The organism is Mesorhizobium shangrilense (genome assembly GCF_040537815.1).
Taxonomy (GTDB): domain Bacteria; phylum Pseudomonadota; class Alphaproteobacteria; order Rhizobiales; family Rhizobiaceae; genus Mesorhizobium; species Mesorhizobium shangrilense.
Map to the genome: position 1 here is coordinate 4,889,673 of NZ_JBEWSZ010000001.1, position 24,757 is coordinate 4,914,429.

Consider the following 24,757-nt stretch of genomic DNA (forward strand, 5'->3'; position numbering starts at 1 on the left):
TTTGGCTTCGCCGCGTCAGTTCCTTAGCCGGTAGCCGGTCCTGAAGATCCAGGCGACGATCGCTATGCAGATCGCCAGGAAGGCCAGCGTCATGCCCAGGCTGACACCGACAGAGACGTCAGCCTTGCCGAAAAAACTCCAGCGGAACCCACTGATCAGGTACACCACCGGGTTGAACAGCGTGATCGTCTTCCAGATGCCGGGCAGCATGTGGATCGAATAGAAGCTGCCGCCGAGGAAGGTCAGCGGCGTGATGATCAGAAGCGGCACCAGCTGCAGCTGCTCGAAGCTTTTTGCCCAGATGCCGATGATGAAACCGAACAGGCTGAAGGTCACCGCCGTCAGCACCAGGAAGGCAACCATCCAGAACGGATGTTCGATGTGAAGCGGCACGAACAGTGATGCCGTCGCCAGGATGATCAAGCCGAGGATGATCGACTTGGTCGCGGCACCCCCGACATAGGCGATGACGATCTCCAGATAGGAGACCGGCGCCGACAGCAATTCGTAGATCGAGCCGACGAACTTCGGGAAGTAGATGGCGAAGGACGCGTTGGAGATCGATTGCGTCAAGAGCGACAGCATGATCAGCCCCGGCACGATGAAGGCGCCATAGCTGATGCCGTCGATCTCGGTGATGCGCGAGCCGATGGCCGAGCCGAAGACAACGAAATAGAGCGATGTCGAGATGACCGGCGAGACGATGCTTTGCAGCACGGTGCGGAACGCGCGCGCCATCTCGACCCGGTAGATCGCCCATACTGCGCGCAGGTTCATGGCTCTCTCCTCACCAGATTGACGAAGATCTCCTCGAGCGAGCTGTTGAGCGTGTCGATGTCGCGGAACTGGATGCCGCCGGCTTCGAGATCGCGGATCAGCGATGCGACGCCGGGGCGCTCGGCCTGGTTGTCATAGGTGTAGGTCAGCTGCCCGCCATCCGGCGACAGCTCCAGCGCATAGCTCGAGAAGGCCTCCGGAATGACCGTCAGCGGGTTGCGCAGCTCCAGCACCAGCCGCTTGCGGCCGAGCTTGCGCATCAGCTCGGCCTTGTTCTCGACCAGGATGATCTCGCCGCGATTGATGACGCCGACGCGGTCGGCCATGGCCTCGGCTTCCTCGATGTAATGCGTGGTGAGGATGATGGTGACGCCGTCCTCGCGCAGCCGGCGCACCATCTCCCACATGTCCTGGCGCAATTCGACGTCGACGCCGGCGGTCGGCTCGTCGAGGAACAGGACGCGCGGCTCGTGCGACAGCGCCTTGGCGATCATCAGCCGCCGCTTCATGCCGCCCGAGAGCGTAATCGCCTTGGCGTCCTTCTTGTCCCACAGCGAAAGATCGCGCAGCACCTTCTCAACAAAGCCATGGTTGGCCGGCTTGCCGAACAGGCCGCGGCTATAGTTGACCGTCGCCCAGACCGTCTCGAAGGCGTCGATCGTCAGTTCCTGCGGCACCAGGCCGATCAGGCTGCGCGCCGCGCGGTAATCCTTGCTGATGTCGTGGCCGTCGACCGTGACCGTGCCCGTCGAGCGGTTGACGATGCCGCAGACGATCGAGATCAGCGTCGTCTTGCCGGCGCCATTGGGCCCGAGCAGTGCGAAGATTTCGCCACGCTGGATGTCGAGGTTGACTTCCTTGAGCGCGGTGAAACCGGTGGCGTAGGTCTTGGAGACCCCGGAAATGGACAGGATGGAGGGCATGGCTGAACGGCTGCTTGAAAGAGGTCCCCTGATATAGGCCGAATGTCGCTGCGTGCAACCGGAAGTCAATGGCGTCGCTGACAGTTCTGGGGCGCTGCTGACAGTTCTGGACATTGGAAGCAATCGCCTGGGAATGCGCCGCATGCAACCGGTAAAATTGTCCTGTGGCGTTGAGCCTCGCGGCAGGACGCCGCTTTGACCTGAACGCGCTTCGGGCCTATTCTTCGCGAGTATTAGCAGCAGCCGGAGCCCGCCATGGACCCGCTCATACTTTCGCGCATCCAGTTCGGCGCGAATATATCGTTTCATATTCTGTTTCCGACCATCACCATTGCGCTCGGCTGGGTGCTGCTCTTCTTCAAACTTCGCTATAACGCGACAGGCGATTCAGCCTGGATGCGCGCCTATTTTACCTGGGTGAAGGTGTTCGCGCTGTCCTTCGCCATGGGCGTGGTTTCCGGTGTCACGATGAGCTTCCAGTTCGGCACCAACTGGCCGGGCTACATGGAAAAGGTCGGCAATATCGCCGGGCCGTTGCTGGCCTATGAGATCCTCACCGCCTTCTTCCTCGAAGCTGCGTTCCTCGGCATCATGCTGTTCGGCTTCCGCCGCGTCTCCAACCGCATCCACACGTTGGCGACGGTGCTGGTGGCCGGCGGCACCACCTTGTCCGCCTTCTGGATCATCGCGCTCAATTCCTGGATGCAGACGCCAGCCGGCTTCGAGATCCGTGACGGCGTGGCACACGCCGTCGACTGGTGGGCGATCGTCTTCAATCCGTCGATGCCCTACCGCCTCGTCCACATGCTGCTTGCCTCCGGCCTGACGGTCTCGTTCCTGATCGCCGGCCTGTCGGCGCTGCGCTATCTCTACGGCGACCGTTCGGAATCGATGTGGAAGGCGCTGCGCACCGGCGTGTTCACCGCGGCTGTCCTGATCCCGATCCAGATCTTTGCCGGCGACCAGCATGGCCTGAACACGCTGGAGCATCAGCCGCAGAAGGTCGCCGCCATGGAAGCGAACTGGAACACCGGCCCCAACGTGCCGCTGATCCTGTTTGCCATCCCCGACGAAGCGGCCAGGGAGAACAGGTTCGAGCTCGCCATTCCCGATGGCGCGAGCCTGATCCTGCGCCACAGCGCCAGCGGGGTCGTGCCGGGCCTGAACGACTATCCCGGCAACCATCCCCCGGTGTTTCCGGTGTTCTGGGGGTTTCGCATCATGGTCGGCACCGGGCTGATGATGCTCGCCGTCTCCTGGTCGGCCGCCTTCTTCCTCAAACGCCGCCACAGCCTGCCAAAGCCGCTCGCCATGCTGATGGTGCCGATGGGGCTGTCCGGCTGGCTGGCGACGCTCGCCGGCTGGTACACCACCGAGATCGGCCGCCAGCCCTGGCTGGTCACCGGCGTGCTCAAGACCGCCGACGCCGTTGGCCCGATCGCCGGCAGCCATGTCGCGCTGACGCTCGTCATCTACCTGATCCTCTATGTGCTGCTTTTGATCGCCTATCTCGGCGTGCTGGTGCATCTGGCGCTGAAAGCAGCGAAGGACGGCGACACCTCGCCGTTGCCGGGTGTTCTCAACGCGCCGCTGTCACAGCCGGCCGCAGGAGCGTGACATGAGCTACGACTGGCCAACCCTGCTCCCCCTGATCTTCGCCGGCCTGATGGGGCTCGCCATCCTGATCTACGTCATTCTCGATGGCTTCGATCTCGGCATCGGCATCCTGTTTTCGGTGGCTGAAGATGCCGAGCAGGACACGATGATCGCGGCCATCGGCCCGTTCTGGGACGCCAACGAAACCTGGCTGGTGCTGGCGGTCGGCCTGTTGCTGGTCGCCTTCCCGCTGGCGCACGGCATCATCCTCACCGCGCTCTACATCCCGGTCTTCGTGCTGCTGATCGGCCTGATCCTGCGCGGCGTCGCCTTCGATTTCCGCGCCAAGGTGCCGGCAGGCAGGAAGCATCGCTGGAACCGCATCTTCTTCCTGGGCTCAATCATCGCCTCGCTGGCGCAGGGCTATATGCTGGGCGTCTATGTGCTGGGCCTCGATGTCGGCCTGGGCGGCATGGCCTTCGGCGCGCTGGTGGCGCTCTGCCTTTCGGCGGCCTATGCGGCGATGGGCGCGGCCTGGGTGATCTACAAGACCGAAGGCGCGTTGCAGAAGAAGGCTGTGCGTTGGCTGCGCACCGCGCTGGTGCTGACCGCGTTCGGCATGGCCGCCGTGTCGCTGGCGACCCCCTTCGCCAGCCCGCGCATCTTCGACAAATGGTTCGTCTGGCCGGAGGTGCTTTATCTGTCGCCGCTGCCGATCCTGTCGGCGATACTGTTCCTGTGGCTGTGGTGGCAGACCTTCCATCTGCCGAAGCCCGATGACCGCCATTCCCTGACGCCATTCCTGACGCTGGCCGCCATCTTCGCGCTCGGCTTTGCGGGGCTGGCCTGGTCGTTCTATCCGTTCGTGGTGCCCGACCGGCTGACGATCTGGCAGGCGGCATCCGCGCCCGAAAGCCTGGCCATCATCCTGGCCGGCACGGTGGTGGTACTGCCGGTCATCATCTTCTATTCGTTCTATGCCTACCGGGTGTTCGGCGGCAAGGCGACGGACCTGACATACGATTGACCGGGACCGCCGCCCGCTCGCGGCGGCACCCGGCGGATCCGGCTATCCAGGCGCTTCAGATCAACCCGGAATCGCGTGCCGCCGCCGTGGCCTGGCCGCGAGAGCCGGCGTCCAGCTTGCCCAGCACCGCCGAGACATGGTGGTCGACGGTCTTTGGCGAAATGGTAAGATGCTCGGCAATCCGTTTGTTGGAAAAGCCACGCTCGATCAGCTGCAGCACTTCCATCTGCCGCTGGGTCAGGCCGGCGCTGTTGGCGCGTGTGGTGCGGCGCGGCCCGCGCGCAATGTGGTTGACGCCGTTTCGCCGCATGGTGTCGCGCACATGGCTCGCAACCGGCCGGGCGCCGAGGGCCTCGAAGATCTCCAGCGCCAGGCGTTGCGACGCCTCGTCGCCCTGGGCGAGCGCCAGTGCGCGTTCGTAGGGCGCGTCGAGATCCGCCCAAATCGCGGCCGCCGCTCGCCAGTCTCCGTGAAGAAGCATCCGGTAGGGCGCGGCCATGCCGGCCGTGTCGCCGGGGGCGACATCGGGAGCCAGCAGCTGCCGCCAGCAGGCCAGTTCGGCGAAGACCGCCCGCGTCGGTGAGAGGGTTTCGGCAAGATCGATCAGTCGCAGCGCCTCATCCTTTTGCGCCTCGCCCAGCCATGCCTGCTCGGCAACGACAGCGGCATAGGGCAACAGCCGCTGCAGTTCGGCTCCCCTTTCCAGGAACCGCATCATCTCGCCGAGAAGCGGTTCGACCGATGGATCGCCGTGCCGCAGCCGCAGTTTCACCAGGGCCACCAAGGCGGGATAGCGCACCAGGGCCGTTGCCTGGTCATCGCCCAGGATTTCCAGCGCCTCGGCGGCCGCCTCGTCCCAGCGACCCCAGCGCAGCAGCAACTGGGCCCGCACGCCACGCATGTAATCGCGCCAGGTGGCGAGATCGTTCTCGACGCAATAGTCGATGCCGCGATCGAGAAAGGACTGAGCCTCGGCATAGCTCAGCTGGTTCATGCCGCCGCAGGCGCAGTTGGTGAAGGCGCGCGCGGCATGTTCCTGGAAATTCTCCGCAAGCGCGATTTCGAGGCTGCGGCCCAGATGCAGTCGGCTGCTCGCCGGATCCAGCCATTGCTCGGCGGCGCCGACATTGTTGAGCGCGTGGCAGACGACATCAGGCCGGTCCAGCTGCTCGGCCAATTCGATCGCCCTGCCGCCCAGCGACAATGTCTCGTCCAGCCTTTCGGCCAGCATCGCCAGCTGCGACAGGTTCGAATAGGCCATGGCGAGTTCGGCACTTGGCGGAACCGTCTCCAGCAACGCAACCGCCTGGGCGCCGAACAGGTCGGCTGCCTGTCGGTCGCCCAGCAGATAGGCGAAGCGCGATAGCCACCTGAGGCTGTCGCCTTCCTTCAGCGTGTTGCCCAGCGCCTGTTGCAGCACACGCGCCTGTTCCTGCGCCTTGATGGCCTCGTCGATGCGCGCGATCAAATGGCACTCGAACGCATATTGCTCGTAAAGTCCGGCGCGCTCGTCCATCGGCAAGGTGTCGGCCTGGCGCAAGGCGGCCTCGTAGTAGCCGGCGGCGTCGCGATGCGCGCCGACGCGTGAGGCCTCGCGTGCGGCGACCGGTGCGAATTGGCGCACCGCCTCCAGATCGTGCGCCTCCACCGCGTGATGGACGAGGCGCGCGGTGGCCACGCCGCCATTTTCGAGCAGCGCCGACAAAGCGCGCTGGTTGAACTCGCGCCTTTGGCTTGTCGCCAGCATCGTCTCGATGGCGCGACGGGCGATCTCATGGCGAAACGCATAGGCGTCGCCAAGATCGTCCAACAGGCCATGCGAGACGCATTCCGCCAGCTGGCCGGCGCTGGCCACGCCGCACAGGCCCGTCAAGGCCCAGGCGTCGGCTCGCCTCGGGAACACCGAGACGGCATCGAGCATCGCGCGGGCGCCAGCGGACAGGCGTTCGGCCCGCGCGACCACGGCATCGCGCACGCTGGCTGGCAGCGCTGTCTCGCTTTCGGCGCTCAACAGTTCGGTGACGAAGAAGGCGTTGCCGGCCGTCGCCCTGTAGATGGCATCGCCATCGCGGCCGGCCGCATTGGCGAGCGAAAGCACCGCCGCCTCGCTCAACAGCGGCACATCGATCCGGGCGATGCTCGCGGCCGGAATTTCGCCGAGCGCGCGGCGCACGCGCATCTGTCCTTCGCTGCGGTCGGTACGCGCCGTCAAAAGCAGCAGGATGTGGGTGTTGGCAATGCGCCGGCCAAGAAAGCGGACGAAGTCGAGCGTCGCGTCGTCGGCCCAGTGCAAGTCCTCGATCACCAGCAGGGTTGGCTGCGTCCTTGCCTCGAAGACGTCCAGCGCGTCGGAGAACAAGGGCAGCCTCCGTCCCTGCCGGGCGTCGATCGCCTGCGGCATCGCCCACTGTGCCTCGCGGGCGAGATCGTAGAGCGGCCCGAGCGGGTCGGGGATCGACAGGTCCTCGCAGGCGCTGCGCAATATGCGCGCACCGTTGGCCGGTCCGGCGATGAATGCCTCGACAAGCGCCGACTTGCCGGCGCCCGCCTCTCCAACCAACGCCACGACGTGGCCGCGGCCGCTCGCCGCCTCCGCCATGAGGCCGTCCAGTTGCTCCAGCTGTGTCTGCCGTTCCAGAAGCATCGTCATTCGCTCACAGGGATCAGTCCAGCGATCTCGCCATGTCCGCCAGGATAGATCGGGTCGGTATCTGCTTTGTGGCTCCCAGCATGAACGTTGCAAACATGGGGAATCGTCCCGCCAAATATGGGGAAAGGCTCCGATGCGCGCCGTTTACGAGCGTGATCTTTGTCCAGCCGCGCTCGGATCGAGCGTGAATCAATGGAAAAAGGAAGACATCCATGCCCCGTTACATAGTCGAACGCACATTTCCGGACGGCCTTAACGTGCCGATGAACGATGCCGGCGCCAATGCGCTGGGCGGCGTCATCATGCGCAATGCCGAAAAAGGCGTGACCTGGGTCCGATCCTACGTGTCGCCCGACAAGAAGCACTCCTTCTGCATCTACGATGCGCCTTCGCCCGAAGCCATTCGCAGCACCGCCCAGAAGAATTCGCTGCCTGTCGACAAGGTCACGGAGGTGCGGGTCCTTGACCCCTACTTTTATCGTTGATCGCGCCGATGAGCATCGGCCTGCCGTTCGCGTCGATCGCGACATGCCTGATGACGCGGCCAACGCCGAAATCCTGCCGGCTTCGGGAACGGTCGGACGAGGCACGATACTGGGCCGGGGTTTCCGGCGGGTTGCCTCGCTGCTGTTTTCGCCCTTGCGCGAAAGGCGGCGCCGGTTGCCTCCACAAGACGATTTTCTGAGGCGGGACGTCGGGCTGCCGCAACGGGAAACGCGGCGCAACCACTGGGAATACTGGAACGACCTGGATTTCCGTTGATCCGAAAGCGCACGGGCGGCTTCGAAAGCGGGGCCGGCCGCGCATCATCAACAACGAATGGAGACATCATGAACGCCACACTTTGGGGCAGGCGCCTAGCCGTGCTGTCCATCATGTGCCTGTCCAGCGCCGCCCATGCGGCCGGGACGAATGCGCTGGCCGAGAAGGTGCGCGCCGCCAACAGCCGCTTCGAGAACGTGGCGGCGGCGGTCGCCGAAGGCTATGCGCCGATCCCCTGCGCCAGCAGCATCACCGGCGGTGCCATGGGCATCCACTATGTCAACGCGGCCTATCTGAAGGACGATACGATCAATCTCGCGAAGCCGCAGGCCGTCATGTACGAGCCGATGGCCGACGGAAAGCTCAAGCTGGTGGCGGTCGAGTACATCACCTCGAAGGGACCGGCCTCGCTGGAGGGACAGCTGTTCAACTTCGACAGCGCGCCCAACCGCTATGGCCTCGGCCCGTTCTATGAACTGCATGTCTGGGTCTGGAAACAGAACCCGACCGGCACCTTCGCCGACATGAACCCGAACGTGTCGTGCGATGCGATGAAGATGGGCGGCTGAGTGCGCAAATCTCCCCCCTCGAGGGGGGTGAGGAGTGGTCCGCGTAGCGGACGGAAAGCCAATTGCTTGGCTTTCCGAACGACGAACGCGGCAGGCCAGAGGGGGTCGGTTCGACCGGAGGCGGCCTCCTGCGGCGGATGGAGGTTGGCGCTCCACGCGCGGCGACCCCCTCTGTCGCCTTCGGCGACATCTCCCCCTCGAGGGGGGAGATAACCCGAGACTCAGTTAGAGGCCGACTGCACCAGAACCGGCTTCTCGCTATACAGCGCCGGGAACAGCTGCTTGAGGTTCGCCACCTTGGGCAGGTCGTTGTAGACGATGTAGGGATAGGTCGGGTTCAGCGTCAGGAAATCCTGATGGTAGCCCTCTGCCGGATAGAAGGTCTTGCCCATCTCCAGCGTGGTCACGATCGGCTTTGAAAACACCTTGGCCTTGTCGAGCTGGGCGATGTAGCTTTCGGCGATCTTCTTCTGCGCGTCGTTTTCGGCGAAGATGGTCGAACGATACTGGGTGCCCTCGTCCGGGCCCTGATAGTTCAGCTGCGTCGGATTGTGGGCGACCGAGAAATAGACCTGCAGCAGCTGGCCATAGGTGACCTTGGACGGCTCGTAGGTGATCTCGACGGATTCGGCATGCCCGGTCCGGCCGGTGCCGACCGTCTCGTAGACAGCCGTGTCCTTCTTGCCGCCGGTGTAACCCGAGACGGCCCTGGTCACGCCCTTGACGTGCTGGAACACGCCCTGCACGCCCCAGAAACAGCCGCCGGCAAAGATCGCGGTCTCGGTGCCGCTGGCGGCCTTTTCGTCCATCGCCGGCGGCGGGATCACCACGGCATCCTCGGCCGAGATTGCCGGCGACTGCCAGAAGACGGCACCGGCCGCTGCCAAGGCGAGCGCGGCAAGCGCGCCCCTGGCGAAATTCAGCGAGTGCCTTGCGGCTGGTTTTCGAATGTCAGTCATGGCTTGAGCTCCTGTGACGTCCATCGGACGAGAGTTTATGGGATAAGTTGCGCGCATGCGACGCATGAGTTGCGGCGCCGCGTCACTTTCGCGTGCGGCCGCAAGGCCGGTTTCAATTGGTATCGGTCGCGGGCTTCATGGCGTCTGCAGCCGGCTTCATGGCATTCGAGGCCATCGGATCGGCCGGTTTCATCGCATCAGCCGCAGGCTTCATGGCATTCGAAGGCTTCATCGCATCCGTGGCTGGCTTCATGGCGTTGGCAGCGGGCTTCATCGCATTGACAGCGTCGTCGGCGCGCGCGGCGCCACTGGCGAAAAGCACGGTCGAGCACAACGCGAAGGCGATGGCGGGCAGGCGGCTGGACTTGATCATTGGTGGTATCCTCTTGAGGTTGATGGCAGCCCCATGGCGGCCGGCGAATGCGGCGCCGCTCGTGCGGTGTTGCGCGAAACGGTTTCAGTTCGTCGCGGCGGCCAGGATCGGTCCGCCGCCTGGCGACTGGACGAGCACGGCGGTGCTGAGGCCACCCGGCGCGGCGGGCAGCGGCAGGTCGGTGGCATTGCCGGTCCAACTGCCGAGTTTCGCCAGTGAATGGACGACATTGGCGTGCGGCAAGGTGCGGCCGGTGTTTTCGCCGCGCGCCACCGGCACCTCGACGACGCCACGCTGATACCGAACCAGCCAGACATCGGCCCGGCCGCCCGGCGCCGAGCCGGCGCCGATGCTGATCTTGCCGCCGTCGAGCGACAGCGACGGGCCGCTGGTGCGGCCGCTCGCGGAAATCAGATGCTCGATTTCGCCCGGCGCGGCGCCAACGACATCGGCATGGCCGTTGACAACCACTTGCGGCGTGAACGGGCCGTCATGGCCGAGCGGCGGCTCATAGCTGACCTGGCGCTGGGTGAATTCCTGCCTGCCGAATGTGTCCTTCCAGCCGAGATAGTCCCAGTAGGTGACGTTGAACGACAGCGCCAGCACGCCCGGCTGGTCCTTGACCTTGATCAGGTTGGCATTGGCCGGCGGGCAGGACGAGCAGCCCTGGCTGGTGAACAGCTCCACGACGGTGAGCGGCTGGGCTTGCGCCGTGACGATCGACGCCGCGAGCGCTAGCGCGCCCAGGCTGGACAATGCAACGAACCTGGATTTGGCTGGTGATCCCGACATTGGCGTGCTCCCGTGGGGACGGCACCTTGATGCGCCGTTCATCCCCCCACTTCGCCGCCACGCGCCGCTTCGTTACAGCGCTCACCGGTTTGTGATCATAGAGCCCTCTCCCTTCTCCCCTTGTGGGAGAAGGTGGATCGGCGCGCAGCGCCGAGACGGTTGAGGGGTGTTGGAGGGAATGAGGCGTTGGTGTCTTCTGGAACACCCCTCATCCGTCGCCTTCGGCGACACCTTCTCCCACAGGGGGGAGAAGGAAGAGCGCCACTACCGCCACGGCTGCAGATTTCTATCCCTTACATAGGCGATGATCGTGTCGCAGACGGCATTCATGTCTTTCAGGACATCGTCGTTCCAAAAGCGCAGTATGCGAAAGCCCCTAGCCTTTAGGTCGGCATCACGAATCCGGTCGGAATCCGATTCCGCGTGCTGACTACCATCGATCTCGATGATCAAGCTGGCTTCGAGGCAAGCAAAATCCGCAATGTATTTTCCGACTGGCATCTGACGCCGGAATTTTATGCGGTCGAGCCTTCGATCCCGCAACTCTTGCCAAAGCCTGCCTTCGGCTTCCGTCATCTCCCGCCGAAGTGCGCGGGCAAAGCTGCGTTTGGTTGGCGGAACGGGCTGATGCGGCATGGAATCAGTTTAATCAGCCGTCGCGCTCCGTCCAGCACCCCTCAACCGTCTCGACGCTGCGCGCCGATCCACCTTCTCCCACAAGGGGAGAAGGCAAGCTACTGCGTCAGCACCGTCTGCGAGGGGCGCTGGTTGAAGTCGCACTTGCCGGTCACGGTGTAGAAGAAGTCGGCCTGGCTGACGTCTTCGGGCACCGCGGAGCCACCATCTTCCCAGGCCTGGTAGGCTGTCTGGCCGCATGGCACGGCTGTAAAGATATCGACGGTCGTGCCGGCCGGGATCTCGGGCATGTTGTTCTCGGCCGAGCCGATGAACAGCCTGTTCGACGTGGTCGGGTCGTTTGATTTCAGCACGTTCGGCGAACCAGAGGGAACGTCCATCTCCAGATAGAGTTGCCCCATCTGGCTGACATCGATCGCCGCGCCCACGCCAGTCGAGGGATAAAACGTATTGGTACAATAGTATGTCGTGCCATACGAATCGGTCTGGATAACCGATCCGGTGGGCAGGCTTTTCTGGAGGTTCTTCAATGTGCCAGTTGTGCAGACCTGCTTCTGAACCATCGTGGTGGTGCTGCCGTTGACCGTGTAGGCGGTCGTCGTGCCGTAGCCCTTGGGATCGCCGTAGCCATTGTAGGTATAGGTGATCTGCATCAGCTTCTGTGCCGTGGTCGCTCCGAACTGCGTGCCCCAGAGGTAGACGGTCTTGTTCCACCAGCCCGAGGCCTTATCGAGCTTGAAGGTGGCCTGCACCAGGGACGGCGTCTTGGTGACCGACGATGTGACACCGATCTGCACCGTACTGATCTGGGCGACCTGCATGAAATTGGTCGGCATGGCGTAACTGGCCGAGGTGTTGGCGGCGGTGGTGCCGTCGGCCGCGATGGTGAAGCTGTTGAGCGTCGCGGTGCCCTGTCCGTTGTTGGCCTTGAACTGGTCCTGCAGCGACTGCAGGCGGGCCGCCGTGGTTGTCGTTGGCGGCAGCGTCATGATCGCCAGCGTGGCCGCGTCAAGCGCGTCCTGCATGCTGCCCTTGTCGGTGACCGCGGTGGTGTAATCCACCGACAGGCCAACGGCGGCGATCATCGGGATGATGCCGACAGCGAATATTGGAAGAAGGGAACCGCTTCTAGATGTGAGAAACTTGCCAGCAAGCCGCAGCATTCGTTAACCCCCGCAACTGGAATATTTCATTCGGCTAACATGCAGGTCGCAAATTATGCTCTAACGCGATCGATCAAATTTTAGCGGTTGGCGCTGAAACCATTGCGCCGGCAGGTAAGCGGCCACCCCGTGCGGCTTGCCGATGCACCTTGCCCCTGCTAAAGCGCGCGACATGAGCACGCCCCTCGACCACATCCGCAATTTCTCCATCGTCGCCCATATCGACCATGGCAAGTCCACGCTCGCCGACCGCCTGATCCAGCTGACCGGAGGGCTGGAGCTGCGCGACATGAAGGAGCAGGTGCTGGACTCGATGGACATCGAGCGCGAGCGCGGCATCACCATCAAGGCGCAGACGGTGCGGCTGAAGTACCGCGCCAACAATGGCGAGGACTATATCCTCAACCTGATCGACACGCCCGGCCATGTCGACTTCGCCTATGAAGTGTCGCGGTCGCTAGCCGCCTGCGAGGGTTCGCTGCTGGTGGTCGACGCTTCCCAGGGCGTCGAGGCGCAGACGCTGGCCAATGTCTACCAGGCGATCGACAACAACCACGAGATCGTCGTGGTGCTGAACAAGGTCGACCTGCCGGCCGCCGAGCCGGAGCGCATCCGCGAACAGGTCGAGGAAGTCATCGGCATCGACGCTTCCAACGCCGTGCTGATCTCGGCCAAGACCGGGCTCGGCATCCCCGACGTGCTCGAAGCCATCGTCCACCAATTGCCGCCGCCGCGCGAAGGCGACGCGACGGCTCCGTTGAAGGCGATGCTGGTCGACAGCTGGTACGATGCCTATCTCGGCGTCATCGTCCTGGTGCGCATCATCGACGGCGTTTTGAAGAAGGGCCAGACCATCCGCATGATGGGCACCGGCGCCAAACACCTGGTCGAGCGCACCGGCGTGTTCACGCCCGCCCGCATCAATGTCGACGAGCTTGGCCCCGGCGAGTTCGGCTTCTTCACCGGCTCGATCAAGGAAGTGGCCGATACACGCGTCGGCGACACCATCACCGAGGACAAGCGCGCCACCGCGCATGCCTTGCCCGGCTTCAAGCCGGCGCAGCCAGTGGTGTTCTGCGGCCTGTTCCCGGTCGACGCCGCTGATTTCGAGGATCTGCGCGCCGCCGTCGGCAAACTGCGCCTCAACGACGCCAGCTTCTCCTATGAAATGGAGACCAGTGCCGCGCTCGGCTTCGGCTATCGCTGCGGCTTCCTGGGCCTGCTGCATCTGGAAATCATCCAGGAGCGGCTGGAGCGCGAGTTCAACCTCGACCTCATCGCCACGGCACCTTCCGTCGTCTACCGGCTGCTGCTCAATGACGGCTCGATGAAGGAACTGCACAACCCCGCCGACATGCCCGACGTGGTGAAGATCTCGGCGATCGAGGAGCCGTGGATCCGCGCCACCATCCTGACCCCCGACGACTATCTCGGCGGCATCCTGAAGCTCTGCCAGGACCGGCGCGGCGTCCAGGCCGACCTGTCCTATGTCGGCAAGCGCGCCATGCTGACCTACGATCTGCCGCTCAACGAAGTCGTCTTCGACTTCTATGATCGGCTGAAATCGATCTCCAAGGGCTACGCCTCCTTCGACTACCACCTCACCGACTACAAGGAAGGCGACCTGGTGAAGATGTCGATCCTGGTCAATGAGGAGCCGGTCGACGCGCTGTCGATGCTGGTGCACCGCACGGCGGCGGAAAAGCGCGGACGGCAGATGTGCGAGAAGCTGAAGGAGCTGATCCCGCACCATCTGTTCAAGATCCCGATCCAGGCCGCCATCGGCGGCAAGGTCATCGCGCGCGAAACCATCTCGGCGCTGCGCAAGGACGTGACCGCCAAGTGCTACGGCGGCGACGTCTCGCGCAAACGCAAGCTGCTGGACAAGCAGAAAGAAGGCAAGAAGCGGATGCGCCAGTTCGGCAAGGTGGATATCCCGCAGGAAGCGTTTATCCAGGCGCTGAAGATGGGCGATTGACGATCACCCACGAACAGGGTTTGTTTGTCTGATACCTTCTCATAAGGATTAGATGATCAAAGAAAATGAAAGATTTCTTTGAAGCCGCTGTAGCTAATGTATACCGGCACGGCGATACCGACATATTCCCGTTTCCGGTAGAAAACAGGATATTGTACGACAAGAGAGAGCATTTCATTAAGTTGCTCCTGAACGTCAAGTCGACGTTCGCGGAAGCATTCTCGCAGAATCCACCCAATGACATACGATCTCTCGTGGCTATTAATCATGCTGGGTTTAGATGGGCATCTCAGCTTGATCCCGTCTGGAATGCTTTCCTATTAGGATGCGTCCTTTCAATCGCAGGTTCCATTGAGGATAGCAGGCTCGGCATAGAGCGGGTATTCTCGTATCGATTGAACAAAGAAACCTACCTATCTGGAGATTTGTTCCGCCGCGATATCTCTTGGCAAGACTTCATAAAGAACTCTTACAACGAAGCCGCGAACTGTGAATACGTGGTAACATGCGACATAGCCGACTGTTACTCGCGGATAAGCCATCACAAACTCGACAATAGCCTACGTCTGATCAATTGCCCCAATGACGTAAGAGTAATAATACTTGAGTACCTGAAATTATTTACCGGCACTAGATCGGCAGGACTCCCCATAGGCGGCCCCGCCGCTCGGATACTTTCTGAGCTGGCTCTGAACAACTCGGATCAATATCTCTTTAGCTCCGGAATACGGTTCTTTCGGTATGCCGACGACTACCATGTATTCTGCCAAACGAGACGAGAAGCGCATGATGTCATCGTTCAGATATACAAGGCCCTCGACAACGAGGGTTTGACCTTACAGAAATCAAAGACTCGCATACTTCCTTCTGCAGAATTCAAGAATGTTATGTCGCCCTCGATCGGGGAGCAGGGCGACGGCCGTTCGCCGACGCAGCGACTAATGTCTTTGACTTTGCGATTTGACCCCTACGCACCAAACGCCCAGGAGCAGTATGATGCGCTGAAGGACGAGCTAGAGAAAATTGACATCGTTTCTCTGCTTAATGAGCAATTATCGCAGACACGCGTGCATATACCGACCGCTCGGAAAATAGTGGAGGCACTAAAATACTCCGGTTCGGCTACGAGGCATGGGGCTTCGCTTTCTATGCTTGACAACATGGATTCTCTTTTCCCGATTGCTACATCAGTTTTTCAAACTATCTATGGGATGTTTGACGGCATGGATGACGCGGCCAAAACTTCCGTTACAAGTAAGATAATCGATCTTTACGACTCCAAGCACGAGGTGATGAATGTTGAGATGCATATCGCTTACGCCAATCGCATCATCTCTAAACAAAATAGCATAAATAACACTAATTATTTGCACAAATGCTTCGAAACTGAAAATTCCGATCTCATTAGACGTGACATTATTTTGATATTCGCAAATTGGGGGAATTTTGCTTGGTGGTCTATGTTCAAGGCCAACTTCGTAGCGATTTCGGGGTGGCAAAGAAGGGCCTTGATACTTGCATCGTACTCAATGGTGGACGAGGGTGCGCACTGGCGCGACCATGCAAAGAGCCGCTTCGACCCATTTGAAAAAATTGTCAGAGATTGGCGTTCCGAGAAGCCAAGTCTCCAAATACCGCTGTAGCGACTATGATCAGCGAGAAGACGTTTGCCAATCAATTCTCAAACTTTTGGCGGGAGACGTTGCCTAATTTGGAACCAGTGACTCGATCCGTTAATCTGGGATACAGTCGGATTTCGGATCCTGTTCGTTCGCGCAACGCTGCCAGTAGGCGGGACCTGATTAGCGAGTCCGGCCGACGACTTTTCTTCAAAATCTGGGAAAAACCAGGCAGCGAAAGAGCGATCCTGCTTGAGGAAGCTTTGCTAGAGGCGGCAAAATATTTGAGCGATGGCAGCGTAGAGGGTGAATACGGCGAATTTTACTGTGACGACAGCGAAGATATTGAGATTAATCGCCTTGCCGATTGGCTTACACGGTATTTTGATCGCCCTGCCTCTAGCCCAGCACGTATACGGATTCCCCAATTCAAAGGACATGGCTTGATATCGTCTTGTAGCGGAGACTTCGAGGACGATGACTGTCTGATTGAGATGAAGTATGTTTCAAGAAATTTCAGAAGTCACGACATTAGACAAGTTATTGTTTATTCTGCTTTGAAATATTTCGAGGATGGGGCGAGATTTCGAGAGCTCAGGCTTATCAACCCATTTCTGGGAATAGAGTTCGTTACGAATGTGGACGAATTGATTTACAGTGCGTCCGGGGTTAATTCTCTCCAGTTTTTCCAACGTCTGTCGTATGCGGTCTCAAGCGGCGAGATATCTCATTAGGATGCCCGGCGCGATGGGGCTACAGAAAGTACGCGGCATGCGGCGACGGTCAATTTCGAACTGACCTGGCGAAGCCCGACACCATCCGCTTCGCCGGTCAACACACGCACTCTGAATAGCGGACCGCCCTTTGAGAACACCCCGCCTTGGAGTATCCTCTTCACGGCTTGGGGGAGATCTCAAATGCGTTCCACCACCCCTCTCGACACCTTCGCAGCAACCGGCCTCGCCATCGGTGGCGCTTTCGGCCTTGCCGGCACCTTCGTTGCCAGCGCTCCGCTGCGCGAAACACTCTGGACGATCGACGGCGTGGCACTCGTGGTGGCGACCGCGCTGCTGACGATGAAATACCAGCGGCTGGGGAACGATTGCGTGGCCGCCGGATTCTTGACCTTTCTCGCCGGCGAGAGCCTGCTGATGGCCGGCAATGCGGCGGGGCTGGAGGCCAGCGTGCCTTCCTATGTCGGCGGCATCACGCTTTGGGCGGCCGCACTGGTCATGGTCAGCGTGCCGAAAACGTTTGCCCTGTGGATGCGGCTCACCGCTGTTGTGGCCGCCGTGCTGTTTGTCGTCTCGGCTTGCATGATCATATGGGGCGCTCCCCTGCTGCCGACCTCGTCGCCTTTGCCCGCCGCCGGCTATCCGTTCCTGGTCCTCACCTTCATCGGCTGGATCTGGACGCTGCTGAAGCCCGCACGGTGAACCGGTCCATGCGCCCATGTCCGCGTCCGTCGAACTCCATAACAGCGCCACCGGAAAGATCTTTCCGGCAGTCGGGCCATTCCTGATCTCAGGGATTTTCGGCGTCTTCGCGCTGATGGGGCTGGCTTCGGGCGCTCCGGTTGGGGGCGTGCTGCTGGTGGCGGTGGTGGCGCTTGGCTGCCTGGGGTTCGGTTTCTTCATCGCGCACGGCGCCTTCGACACCAGCGCGCAGGTCGTGCTTGACGAGCACGGTTTTCGCGACCGGCGCGGCGGCGACGTGCTGGTGCCCTGGCGGACAGTGCGCAGCGTGCGCCTCGTTTCCGGCCAGGGTTCGTCGATGCTCAGCTTCGAACTGACGGGGCCGCCGCCCGATGCGATCCGCCACGCGCCCGCCAATGCGCTCGCCCGCTTCCTGCCCTTCGGTGGGAACACCGTGCACATGGAGGTCTCGTCGCTCGACATGAGCGGCGCCGACATGATGGCGGCGATCCACCAGTTGGCGCCGTATGTGAGGGTGGGGCGGTAGAGGCGTCTTGCCTCTTCCATGAGGGGAGAGGGAAAAGACGGGCGTCGGCGCTGCCCCTCACCTGCCTGCCGGCATCCTCTCCCCGTATGGGGACGGGGAGAGGGCGCTGTCATCGCCGGTTTCGCCACTTGTCTCTGTCCCAAGAAAAGGAGCCGGCGCTGCGGCCAGCTATTTTCTCCCGGTCACTATACGGGGAGAAATGCCCGGCAGGGCAATGAGGGGCGGCGCAGACTTCCGCAATGAGCGTCAGCCGGCTCCAAGGCACCTCACCCCTCAATCCAAACCTTCTCGAAATGCTGCTCCAGCGCCTGGTGCTGTTCGCAGCCTTCGACGCCCTTGCGGTAGGTGCGGTAGACGGAGCGCCAGTAGGGCTGGATGATGATGCCGGAGTCGCGCAGATTCTGTTCGATCTTGGCCATGATCTCCTTGCGGTGGACGGCGTCGGGCATGGCCAGCGCCTTGTCGAGCAGCGCGTCGAACTCCTTGTTGGCGTAGGCGCTTTCGTTCCAGGCGGCGCCGGATTTGTATGCGAGCGCCAGCACCTGGACACCGAGCGGGCGGCCCAGCCATTCGGTGCAGGAGAAAGGGTATTTGCTCCAGTCGTTCCAGAAGGTGGCGGCGGGCAGCACGGTGCGCTTGATCTTGAGGCCGGCCTCGCGCATCTGCGCCGATATGGCGTCGGCTGTGCTCTTCTGCCATTCGACATCGACCGAGATGAGGTCGTATTCGTGGTCGGCCTTGCCGGAGGCGGCCAGCAGCTTCTTGGCCTCGTCCACATCGCGCTTGGCCGGGCCGATATCGGCATATTCGGGGTGCATGGGGCCGACATGGTGGTTGTCGGCGGGTTTTCCGCGACCATCGAGGCCAAGCTTCAGCACGGCGGAATTGTCGACGGCGAGCTGGGCGGCGCGGCGCAGCTTGACGTCGTCATAGGGCGCGTTGCCGACATTGAAGCGGGCGACGATGGTGGAGCCGGTGGCGATCTCGGAATTCTTCAGCCCCATCTTCCCGGTCTGCGACACCGCATCGGAGGCGGTTTCGTGGTCGGTGTCGATCTCGCCGGATTCGAAGGCCGACAGCATGGCGTTGGGGTCGGAGCCGTAATCGACCCATTTGATGCCGTCGAGCCAGAACGCGCCCTTCCACCAGGGCTTGTCCTTGCGCTTCACCTCGGCGCCCGTCTCGGCGTCCCAGCTGACCAGTTCGCAGGGGCCGGTGGTGATGGCCAGCGCCTTCCTGGGGTCGCCGTCGCCTTCATAGGAGCGGTGCATGATCAGCGCCGGATAGTCGGCCATGCCGGCGACCAGCGAAATGTCGGGCTTCGGCAAATTGAGCTTTATGGTGAAGTCGTCGACCTTCTGGATGCCGCCATCGACCACCTTCTTGGTGTCGGCATTGACCAGCGCGCCCATGCGCGCGGCGACCGAATTGCCGGCGACGCCGGCCTCGCACCAGCGGGTGAGATTGTGCACGACATCGTCGGCGTTGAAGGTGTCGCCGTTCGACCAGGTGACGCCCTTGCGCACATGCAGCGTGAGCGTCTTGGCGTCGTCGCTCATCTCCCACTTTTCCAGCAACCAGGGCTCGAAGGTGAAGTCGGTGTTCCAGCGCACCAGATATTCGTTGCAGTGGCGCGCGACATTGGACATTTCCACGCCGTCGAAGGTGCGCGGGTCCTTGAAACCCTTGACGTTCATGGCAACACGCAGCACGCCGCCACGCTTGGGTTCGGCCGCGCGGGCAGGGGTGGGGGCGAGGCCGCCGAGCGCCAGCGCGCCGGCGGCGCTGACGCCGAGGCCGGCCATCAGAGCGAAATATTCGCGGCGGTTGATGCCGCCTTTCCTGAAATCCTCGGCGACGGGTTTGGCTTGCGGGTGCAGTTTGCGGTCGGTCAGCATGAACTTCATCGTCGTTCCCCTGTTGTTGGGCGGGGCGGACGCGACCGCCGGGACGCCATTGCCTGATGGGCGAATGATAGGGCGGGGTGACGTTGGGGAGTGTTCGGGAATCCGCAGGAGTTGTGCGGTGCTCCGCAGGGCCAATCGGCGTGGCGCCGATCTCCCCCCTCGAGGGGGAGATGTCGCCGAAGGCGACAGAGGGGGTCGGCACGACTGGACGCGACGCCCTACCTTCAGACGTCCTGCCTTCAAAAGATGATGCTGGCGCTTCACGCGCGGGGACCCCCTCTGCCCTGCCGGGCATCTCCCCCTCAAGGGGGGAGATTGGCGCTCCGCCGATGCGCCTCAATACGGCCAATCACCCCGGCCCAGCGCACCGACCGCCGCAACGATCCGCGCAAAAGCATCCGCCGCGGCCGGCACCGTGGTGCGGGCGCGCAGGAAGGAGTGCACGAGGCGTTTCTCCTCGTGCCACCACGCCTTGCCGTCGGCGGCCAGGATGCCGTCGCGGTAGGCTTCTCCATCCGACGACAGTGGGTCACATTCGGCCGTGATGATCACGGTCGGCGGCAGGCCGGAGAAATCGCTGTCGCGCAGCGGCGAGAAGGACGGGTCAGCCGGTGATTGCCGCTTGGCCGAGCGGACATCGCTGTAGAAGGCGATGTCGTGCACCGACAGCAGCGGCGCGTCGGCGTGCTCGATATAGGAGCCGGCGGTCTCGTCACCGCCGAGGCCAGGATAGATCAGCACCTGGCCGATCGCGGCGCGCGGGTGGCGGCGCGTCGCTTGCGCCACCGCGGCCGCGAGATTGCCGCCGGCGCTTTCGCCGCACAGCACCACCGGCAGGCCGGTTGTCGCCGCCCATTCGAAAGCGGCAACCGCGTCGTAGAAGGCGGCGGGGTGGAGATGCTCGGGCGCCAGCCGGTAGTCGACCGACAGTACGTCGAAGCCGGTGCCCGCGCAGAGCTCGGCGCAGATGTCGTCATGGCTGTCGAGCCCGCCGAGGATGAAGCCGCCGCCATGATAGTAGACGACAAGCGCTGGGGTCGCCCTGTCGGCCAGCTGGTAGCGCCTGACCGGGATGTCGCGGCCGGCAGCGGCGATCAGACCGTCGCTGGCCCTCAGCCCGGACGGCGGCCCCCGGTGGAAGGCCCGGCACATCTTGTCATAGACCGCGCGCTGCTTGTCGATGGGCAGGCCGATGACCTCGGGCGGATACCAGGCGTTGACCGCATCGATATAGGCCCACAGGCTTGGGTCGAGCCGCGTCTGATATTTGCCGCGACTGGTCATTTCAGTCTGCTCGGCTCCTTGCCTGGGCATGGGGTTGTCCCGCTGCACATTTTGGGCTGGGGGCATGCCTTTGGGCGCCATTACAGCTCCGCGTAGAGCCGGGCCGCGTTGTCGAAGGTGAAGCGCAGCGGCACCGAGCCCTCGACCTGCCAGGCGGTGACCGTCTCGCCGGCGAGCAACCGGCAGGCGGCGTCGGTATCGACGACCGCGCCGCCATAGAGCCGGTTGGCGAGGTTGAGGATGCCGGTCTGGTGCATGGCCGCGCTGCCGCTGCCGCAGGCATCCTTGACCAGCAGCACGCGAAATCCCCCTGCCACCGCGTCCTTGACCGACGCGTCGATGCAGGCCTCGGTCCACACGCCGGCGACGACCAGCCATTCGATGCCGGCGGATCTGAGATCGCCGGTCGCCGGACCCGAACGGAAGGCACTGGCCTCGGCCTTGATCAGCAGCGCCTCGCCATCGGCGGGCGCCACCTCATGGCAGATCGCGGTCAGCGGATCGCTCTTGTCGGAGAAGGCCGACTTGCCGTCGGCATCGAGCGGATGAAACGGCCGGTCCTGCTTGTCGAGATCGACGATGTAGGCCCAGTGGTAGAGCGGCACATGGTATTGCCGCGCCGCCGCCTGCAGACGCCTGACGTTGGCGAGGACGCCGGCAAAGCCTTCGACCAGATAGCGCGGGTCCTGCCGGTGCTCTTCCTGCAGGTCGATGAAGACAGCGGCCACCGTGCCGCGCTTGATGGAGATGGGGCTTTTCATGCTGCGCCTAGGGTCTTGGCTTCGTCATGGATGGACGGCCTTGCTTGGTCAAACGCCGACGTCGCCCCCTTCTGCGAACTGGTGCAAGCAGCGGTGATCGGCCGAAGCACCCCCACCTTCGTCATCCCAGGGCGAAGCAGGAGCGAAGCTCCGTCGCGGAGACCCTGGGATCCATGCCGTGACCTTGGCCGAGGAGTGCAGCAGGGCAGAACTTGCACCGTTGCGGCGCGCTGAAGTCGCGGCATGGATACCAGGGTCCGCGCCGCGTCGCTGCGCTCCTTGCTTCGCCCTGGGATGACGAAGGGATGGGCGTTCGCGCCAGTCGTCAAAAGATGCGAAACCAGCATCAAAGCTGTTTCTCCAGAAACTCATCCTCATAGGGAAAACGCGACAGAAGTTCGGTGCCGGTGTCGGTGATCAGGATCTCGTCCTCCAGCTTGACGCCCTCGCGGCCGCCCTTCTCGCCGATATAGCTTTCCACGCTCACCACCATGCCTGGCACGATATGGCCGTCGCGGCCATAGGTCGCGTAGTCCATGGCATGCGCGATGAACGGTGTTTCGCCATGCATGCCGACGCCATGCATGACCGAGGTGTAGCGCTGGTCGACAAAACGGTCCGGGATTTTCCACGCCTTCTCGGCGATCTCGCGAAAAGCCATGCCGGGCTTGACGATCGAAATGTTGTGCTGAACCTGGTCGTGCGCCATGCGGTAGAGCGACTTCTGGTAGTCGGTCGGCTTGCCCGGGCCGCAGCGGAAGGTGCGCGAAAAATCGGAATAATAGCCGTAGCAGCCGATCGTGTCGGTATCGAGCGCCAGCAGTTCGCCCGGCCGGATCTTGCGGCCGCTGGCCTCGTTGAACCACGGATTGGTGCGCTGGCCGGAGGTGAGCAGCCTGGTCTCGATGAACTCGCCGCCCTGGCGAATGACCTCGCCATACATGATGGCGAACAGGTCGTTTTCGGAGACGCCGGGCTTGATCGCCTCGCGCACCGCATAGACGGCGGCCTCGGCGCCGGCCATCGACACCTGCAGGCATTTGACTTCCTCGGGCGTCTTCACGGCGCGCACAGCCAGGATCTCACCCTGGCAATCCCGCACCTCGCAGCCGCGCTTTTCCAGGGCCAGCGCCTGCAGATGGCTGCAGCGGTCGAGGCCGAGCTTCATCGAGCCGCCGCCATGCTTCTTCAGGAGCTCGGCGATCTCGTCGGCGAAGGGACCGGCGGTTTCATCGTCGCGGCCAGAGACCGACGACCAGACGAGCTTGGAGGGACGCGCTTCGTCGATCGTGTCGAGCACCATCGAGACATGATAGCTCTGCGGGTATTCGAACAGCACGATCGGCCCAACGGTCGGGATAAAGAAATAGCGGGTGGAGTTGCGCAGGAAATAGCCGAACATGTTGCGCGAGCCGGTGGCGTAGCGCTGGTTGTAGGGGTCGAACAGCACGACGCCACCATAGCCGGCCTCGCGCATCCAGCCGCGCAGTTTTGCCAGCCGTCCCTTGCGCAGCGCGTCGGCATCGATGAAGGACGGCTCGGTGTCGGACAGCCACATGCCGCCGGCCGGATCGGCGGCGGCGGGGTGGCGCATGCGGTCCTTGAAGTCCACGTCTTCGGTGCTGTCGGGTTCGAATACGACGATGCTCATGGGTGCCTGGCCTTGGGTGGGTTTTGAGCGCTGACCATGGCGCAGGAGCGGCGGAAGGATTGTGCGGAAAACCGCGTATGTTGTGCAGGATGCCGCTGGACCTGCAACGTATGGCGCTGCCCCAGCCTCCGCTTCGCTCGGCTGACCATTCCGGGGCGAGCCACGTGTCTTGCCCGTCCTTCGGACCCCCTCTTCTCCCCAGCGGGGAGAAGAGGGGGTCCTTATAAAGTGCTGGCTCTAATGCCTTCGCGCCAGTTTCGGCGGGTGCCCATGCTCCTCGCGAAACGCCCGCGCGAAACTCGACATCGAGGCGAAGCCGCAGGCCAGCGCCACGTCGCGCACGGCGAGCGTCGAATGCGCCAGCAGATCGGCGGCGCGTTTCAGCCTGAGCCGCCGGTAATAGCCATTGGGCGAGATGGCGAGTTCGGAACGAAAGGAGCGTTCGAGCTTGTCGGAGGAGACGCCGAGCCGCGCGGTCAGTTCCGCCATGCCCAGCCGCTCCTCCACCGCGTCCTCCATGATGGCGATGGCCGACAGTACCAGTTCGTTCTGGACGCCGGTGCGCAGGCGCAGCGGCATCAGCTTGCGGTCGACACTCGACCGCAACTGGCTGTGCACGAACCATTCGGCGACGCCGGCGGCAAGCTCGGCGCCATAGTCGCGGGTGATGATCTCCAGCATCATGTCGAGGCTGCCGACCCCGCCAGCCGAAGTAAAACGCTTGCGGTCGATGACATAGAGGTCGCGCCGCAGCTCGATGTTGGGGAAGGCCTCGGTGAAGGCCGCCTGGCTGGTCCAGTGCAAGGTGCAGGCATGGCCGTCGAGCAGGCCGGCGCGGGCGAGGAAGAAGGCGGCATCCGCCACCGCGCCGATATGGGCGCCGCCCCGCAGGCTCCGACGGATCCAGCTTGCGGCATCCTCGGCAACGAGATGATCGGCGTCACCCCCGGAGCAGACGACGATGCGATCGACCTTCGGCGCATCCTCGGCATAAAAGCCCGGCTGGATGACGACGCCGTTCGAGGCCTCGACCGGGCCTTGCGTCGCCCCGACGATGATCCAGCGATAGCACTGCCGTTTCGCCAGGATGTTGGCGGCGCGCAGCGGCTCGATGACGGAACTGAACGCCATCATTGGGAAACCGGGGAACACCAGTATGGCGAAGGTGATGGGAGTTTCCGTGGGCTTTGGTGGTTCGCACGTGGGCATGGGCGCTACAATTCGGGCGATTGGCGTCCGGGGTCAACAGCGCCGATGGTCGGTCCATTACCATGAGACGTCAGCGCTGTCCCTCATTGCCCTGCCGGGCATTTCTCCCCGTAAACGGGGCGAAAGGGGCCAACCGCTGCCGCCGGCGATTGGCGAAAC

At 62.8% G+C, this 24,757-nt stretch carries 23 protein-coding genes; 10 read left to right on the forward strand and 13 right to left on the reverse strand.

Annotation, left to right across the window (positions count from 1 at the left end; translation table 11 throughout):
- Positions 1-15: 15 nt before the first annotated feature.
- On the reverse strand, positions 16-777 hold the full coding sequence (locus tag ABVQ20_RS23570; RefSeq protein ID WP_354461868.1) for an ABC transporter permease: 762 nt from the start codon (positions 775-777) through the stop codon (positions 16-18).
- A complete protein-coding gene (locus ABVQ20_RS23575) occupies positions 774-1,700 on the reverse strand; it encodes an ABC transporter ATP-binding protein (protein WP_354461869.1) in 927 nt (308 codons plus the stop codon). Before ABVQ20_RS23575 ends, ABVQ20_RS23570 begins: the two co-directional genes overlap by 4 nt.
- A 255-nt stretch (positions 1,701-1,955) precedes the next feature.
- On the opposite strand from ABVQ20_RS23575, the gene ABVQ20_RS23580 reads away from it, so the two are divergent.
- On the forward strand, positions 1,956-3,317 hold the full coding sequence (locus tag ABVQ20_RS23580; RefSeq protein ID WP_354461870.1) for a cytochrome ubiquinol oxidase subunit I: 1,362 nt from the start codon (positions 1,956-1,958) through the stop codon (positions 3,315-3,317).
- Position 3,318: 1 nt separating this feature from the next.
- The gene (locus ABVQ20_RS23585; RefSeq protein WP_354461871.1) at positions 3,319-4,323 is read left to right on the forward strand and encodes a cytochrome d ubiquinol oxidase subunit II; all 1,005 of its coding nucleotides are present in this window, start codon (positions 3,319-3,321) and stop codon (positions 4,321-4,323) included.
- A 55-nt stretch (positions 4,324-4,378) separates the two neighbouring features.
- On the opposite strand, the gene ABVQ20_RS23590 is transcribed toward ABVQ20_RS23585, so the two are convergent.
- Positions 4,379-6,973: a helix-turn-helix transcriptional regulator gene (locus ABVQ20_RS23590; protein WP_354461872.1), complete on the reverse strand. Its 2,595-nt coding sequence runs from the start codon at positions 6,971-6,973 to the stop codon at positions 4,379-4,381.
- 212 nt (positions 6,974-7,185) lie between these two features.
- Here ABVQ20_RS23590 and ABVQ20_RS23595 point away from each other — a divergent pair, with 212 nt between their 5' ends.
- The 3 genes from ABVQ20_RS23595 (at position 7,186) to ABVQ20_RS23605 (ending at position 8,304) form a co-directional block, all read left to right on the forward strand.
- On the forward strand, positions 7,186-7,458 hold the full coding sequence (locus tag ABVQ20_RS23595; RefSeq protein ID WP_227344281.1) for a DUF4242 domain-containing protein: 273 nt from the start codon (positions 7,186-7,188) through the stop codon (positions 7,456-7,458).
- A complete protein-coding gene (locus ABVQ20_RS23600; RefSeq protein WP_354461873.1) occupies positions 7,436-7,735 on the forward strand; it encodes a hypothetical protein in 300 nt (99 codons plus the stop codon). Before ABVQ20_RS23595 ends, ABVQ20_RS23600 begins: the two co-directional genes overlap by 23 nt.
- Positions 7,736-7,803: 68 nt before the next feature.
- Positions 7,804-8,304 carry a hypothetical protein gene (locus ABVQ20_RS23605; RefSeq protein WP_354461874.1) on the forward strand — a complete coding sequence of 167 codons (501 nt, stop codon included), beginning with the start codon at positions 7,804-7,806 and terminating at the stop codon, positions 8,302-8,304.
- Positions 8,305-8,525: 221 nt separating this feature from the next.
- On the opposite strand, the gene msrA is transcribed toward ABVQ20_RS23605, so the two are convergent.
- From msrA to ABVQ20_RS23630, 5 genes are all read right to left on the reverse strand, one after another.
- Positions 8,526-9,263 (reverse strand): peptide-methionine (S)-S-oxide reductase MsrA, encoded by a 738-nt coding sequence (gene msrA, locus ABVQ20_RS23610; RefSeq protein WP_354461875.1) that lies wholly within the window; start codon positions 9,261-9,263, stop codon positions 8,526-8,528.
- A 112-nt stretch (positions 9,264-9,375) separates the two neighbouring features.
- A complete protein-coding gene (locus ABVQ20_RS23615) occupies positions 9,376-9,636 on the reverse strand; it encodes a hypothetical protein (protein WP_354461876.1) in 261 nt (86 codons plus the stop codon).
- 84 nt (positions 9,637-9,720) lie between these two features.
- Positions 9,721-10,428 (reverse strand): DUF1223 domain-containing protein, encoded by a 708-nt coding sequence (locus tag ABVQ20_RS23620; RefSeq protein WP_354461877.1) that lies wholly within the window; start codon positions 10,426-10,428, stop codon positions 9,721-9,723.
- Between the two features lie 264 nt (positions 10,429-10,692).
- Positions 10,693-11,064, reverse strand: a complete 372-nt coding sequence (locus ABVQ20_RS23625; RefSeq protein WP_354461878.1) for an endonuclease domain-containing protein — start codon at positions 11,062-11,064, stop codon at positions 10,693-10,695.
- A 98-nt stretch (positions 11,065-11,162) separates the two neighbouring features.
- Positions 11,163-12,227, reverse strand: a complete 1,065-nt coding sequence (locus tag ABVQ20_RS23630) for a TadE/TadG family type IV pilus assembly protein (RefSeq protein WP_354461879.1) — start codon at positions 12,225-12,227, stop codon at positions 11,163-11,165.
- A 172-nt stretch (positions 12,228-12,399) separates the two neighbouring features.
- Here ABVQ20_RS23630 and lepA point away from each other — a divergent pair, with 172 nt between their 5' ends.
- The 5 genes from lepA (at position 12,400) to ABVQ20_RS23655 (ending at position 17,786) form a co-directional block, all read left to right on the forward strand.
- A complete protein-coding gene (lepA, locus tag ABVQ20_RS23635; RefSeq protein ID WP_354461880.1) occupies positions 12,400-14,205 on the forward strand; it encodes a translation elongation factor 4 in 1,806 nt (601 codons plus the stop codon).
- Between the two features lie 65 nt (positions 14,206-14,270).
- The gene (locus ABVQ20_RS23640; protein WP_354461881.1) at positions 14,271-15,848 is read left to right on the forward strand and encodes an RNA-directed DNA polymerase; all 1,578 of its coding nucleotides are present in this window, start codon (positions 14,271-14,273) and stop codon (positions 15,846-15,848) included.
- A 5-nt stretch (positions 15,849-15,853) separates the two neighbouring features.
- Positions 15,854-16,558 carry a hypothetical protein gene (locus ABVQ20_RS23645; protein ID WP_354461882.1) on the forward strand — a complete coding sequence of 235 codons (705 nt, stop codon included), beginning with the start codon at positions 15,854-15,856 and terminating at the stop codon, positions 16,556-16,558.
- Positions 16,559-16,741: 183 nt separating this feature from the next.
- Positions 16,742-17,260, forward strand: coding sequence for a hypothetical protein (locus ABVQ20_RS23650; RefSeq protein ID WP_354461883.1), 519 nt, complete (start codon positions 16,742-16,744; stop codon positions 17,258-17,260).
- Between the two features lie 16 nt (positions 17,261-17,276).
- Complete coding sequence (locus tag ABVQ20_RS23655) at positions 17,277-17,786, forward strand: hypothetical protein (RefSeq protein ID WP_354461884.1); 510 nt, start codon at positions 17,277-17,279, stop codon at positions 17,784-17,786.
- A gap of 266 nt (positions 17,787-18,052) precedes the next feature.
- Here ABVQ20_RS23655 and ABVQ20_RS23660 read toward each other — a convergent pair whose 3' ends face one another.
- From ABVQ20_RS23660 to ABVQ20_RS23680, 5 genes are all read right to left on the reverse strand, one after another.
- Positions 18,053-19,693 carry an ABC transporter substrate-binding protein gene (locus ABVQ20_RS23660; protein WP_354461885.1) on the reverse strand — a complete coding sequence of 547 codons (1,641 nt, stop codon included), beginning with the start codon at positions 19,691-19,693 and terminating at the stop codon, positions 18,053-18,055.
- 336 nt (positions 19,694-20,029) lie between these two features.
- Positions 20,030-21,007 carry an alpha/beta hydrolase gene (locus tag ABVQ20_RS23665; RefSeq protein ID WP_354461886.1) on the reverse strand — a complete coding sequence of 326 codons (978 nt, stop codon included), beginning with the start codon at positions 21,005-21,007 and terminating at the stop codon, positions 20,030-20,032.
- A 50-nt stretch (positions 21,008-21,057) separates the two neighbouring features.
- Positions 21,058-21,738: an isochorismatase family protein gene (locus ABVQ20_RS23670; protein ID WP_354461887.1), complete on the reverse strand. Its 681-nt coding sequence runs from the start codon at positions 21,736-21,738 to the stop codon at positions 21,058-21,060.
- A 346-nt stretch (positions 21,739-22,084) separates the two neighbouring features.
- Entirely contained in the window at positions 22,085-23,389 is a 1,305-nt protein-coding gene (locus ABVQ20_RS23675) for a M24 family metallopeptidase (protein WP_354461888.1), read from the reverse strand.
- Positions 23,390-23,626: 237 nt separating this feature from the next.
- Positions 23,627-24,598 carry a GlxA family transcriptional regulator gene (locus ABVQ20_RS23680; protein WP_354461889.1) on the reverse strand — a complete coding sequence of 324 codons (972 nt, stop codon included), beginning with the start codon at positions 24,596-24,598 and terminating at the stop codon, positions 23,627-23,629.
- Positions 24,599-24,757 lie beyond the last annotated feature (159 nt).

Excerpts from the sequence above, each read along its gene's own strand:
- ABVQ20_RS23645 (WP_354461882.1), top strand. The coding sequence starts at position 15,854 with ATGATCAGCGAGAAGACGTTTGCCAATCAATTCTCAAACTTTTGGCGG.
- ABVQ20_RS23640 (WP_354461881.1), top strand. The coding sequence starts at position 14,271 with ATGAAAGATTTCTTTGAAGCCGCTGTAGCTAATGTATACCGGCACGGC.
- ABVQ20_RS23585 (WP_354461871.1), top strand. The coding sequence starts at position 3,319 with ATGAGCTACGACTGGCCAACCCTGCTCCCCCTGATCTTCGCCGGCCTG.
- ABVQ20_RS23575 (WP_354461869.1), bottom strand. The coding sequence starts at position 1,700 with ATGCCCTCCATCCTGTCCATTTCCGGGGTCTCCAAGACCTACGCCACC.
- ABVQ20_RS23580 (WP_354461870.1), top strand. The coding sequence starts at position 1,956 with ATGGACCCGCTCATACTTTCGCGCATCCAGTTCGGCGCGAATATATCG.
- ABVQ20_RS23655 (WP_354461884.1), top strand. The coding sequence starts at position 17,277 with ATGTCCGCGTCCGTCGAACTCCATAACAGCGCCACCGGAAAGATCTTT.
- msrA (WP_354461875.1), bottom strand. The coding sequence starts at position 9,263 with ATGACTGACATTCGAAAACCAGCCGCAAGGCACTCGCTGAATTTCGCC.
- ABVQ20_RS23660 (WP_354461885.1), bottom strand. The coding sequence starts at position 19,693 with ATGAAGTTCATGCTGACCGACCGCAAACTGCACCCGCAAGCCAAACCC.
- ABVQ20_RS23570 (WP_354461868.1), bottom strand. The coding sequence starts at position 777 with ATGAACCTGCGCGCAGTATGGGCGATCTACCGGGTCGAGATGGCGCGC.
- ABVQ20_RS23675 (WP_354461888.1), bottom strand. The coding sequence starts at position 23,389 with ATGAGCATCGTCGTATTCGAACCCGACAGCACCGAAGACGTGGACTTC.
- ABVQ20_RS23615 (WP_354461876.1), bottom strand. The coding sequence starts at position 9,636 with ATGATCAAGTCCAGCCGCCTGCCCGCCATCGCCTTCGCGTTGTGCTCG.
- ABVQ20_RS23625 (WP_354461878.1), bottom strand. The coding sequence starts at position 11,064 with ATGCCGCATCAGCCCGTTCCGCCAACCAAACGCAGCTTTGCCCGCGCA.
- ABVQ20_RS23605 (WP_354461874.1), top strand. The coding sequence starts at position 7,804 with ATGAACGCCACACTTTGGGGCAGGCGCCTAGCCGTGCTGTCCATCATG.
- ABVQ20_RS23680 (WP_354461889.1), bottom strand. The coding sequence starts at position 24,598 with ATGCCCACGTGCGAACCACCAAAGCCCACGGAAACTCCCATCACCTTC.
- ABVQ20_RS23620 (WP_354461877.1), bottom strand. The coding sequence starts at position 10,428 with ATGTCGGGATCACCAGCCAAATCCAGGTTCGTTGCATTGTCCAGCCTG.
- ABVQ20_RS23665 (WP_354461886.1), bottom strand. The coding sequence starts at position 21,007 with ATGCCCAGGCAAGGAGCCGAGCAGACTGAAATGACCAGTCGCGGCAAA.
- ABVQ20_RS23670 (WP_354461887.1), bottom strand. The coding sequence starts at position 21,738 with ATGAAAAGCCCCATCTCCATCAAGCGCGGCACGGTGGCCGCTGTCTTC.
- ABVQ20_RS23590 (WP_354461872.1), bottom strand. The coding sequence starts at position 6,973 with ATGACGATGCTTCTGGAACGGCAGACACAGCTGGAGCAACTGGACGGC.
- ABVQ20_RS23630 (WP_354461879.1), bottom strand. The coding sequence starts at position 12,227 with ATGCTGCGGCTTGCTGGCAAGTTTCTCACATCTAGAAGCGGTTCCCTT.
- ABVQ20_RS23595 (WP_227344281.1), top strand. The coding sequence starts at position 7,186 with ATGCCCCGTTACATAGTCGAACGCACATTTCCGGACGGCCTTAACGTG.
- lepA (WP_354461880.1), top strand. The coding sequence starts at position 12,400 with ATGAGCACGCCCCTCGACCACATCCGCAATTTCTCCATCGTCGCCCAT.
- ABVQ20_RS23650 (WP_354461883.1), top strand. The coding sequence starts at position 16,742 with ATGCGTTCCACCACCCCTCTCGACACCTTCGCAGCAACCGGCCTCGCC.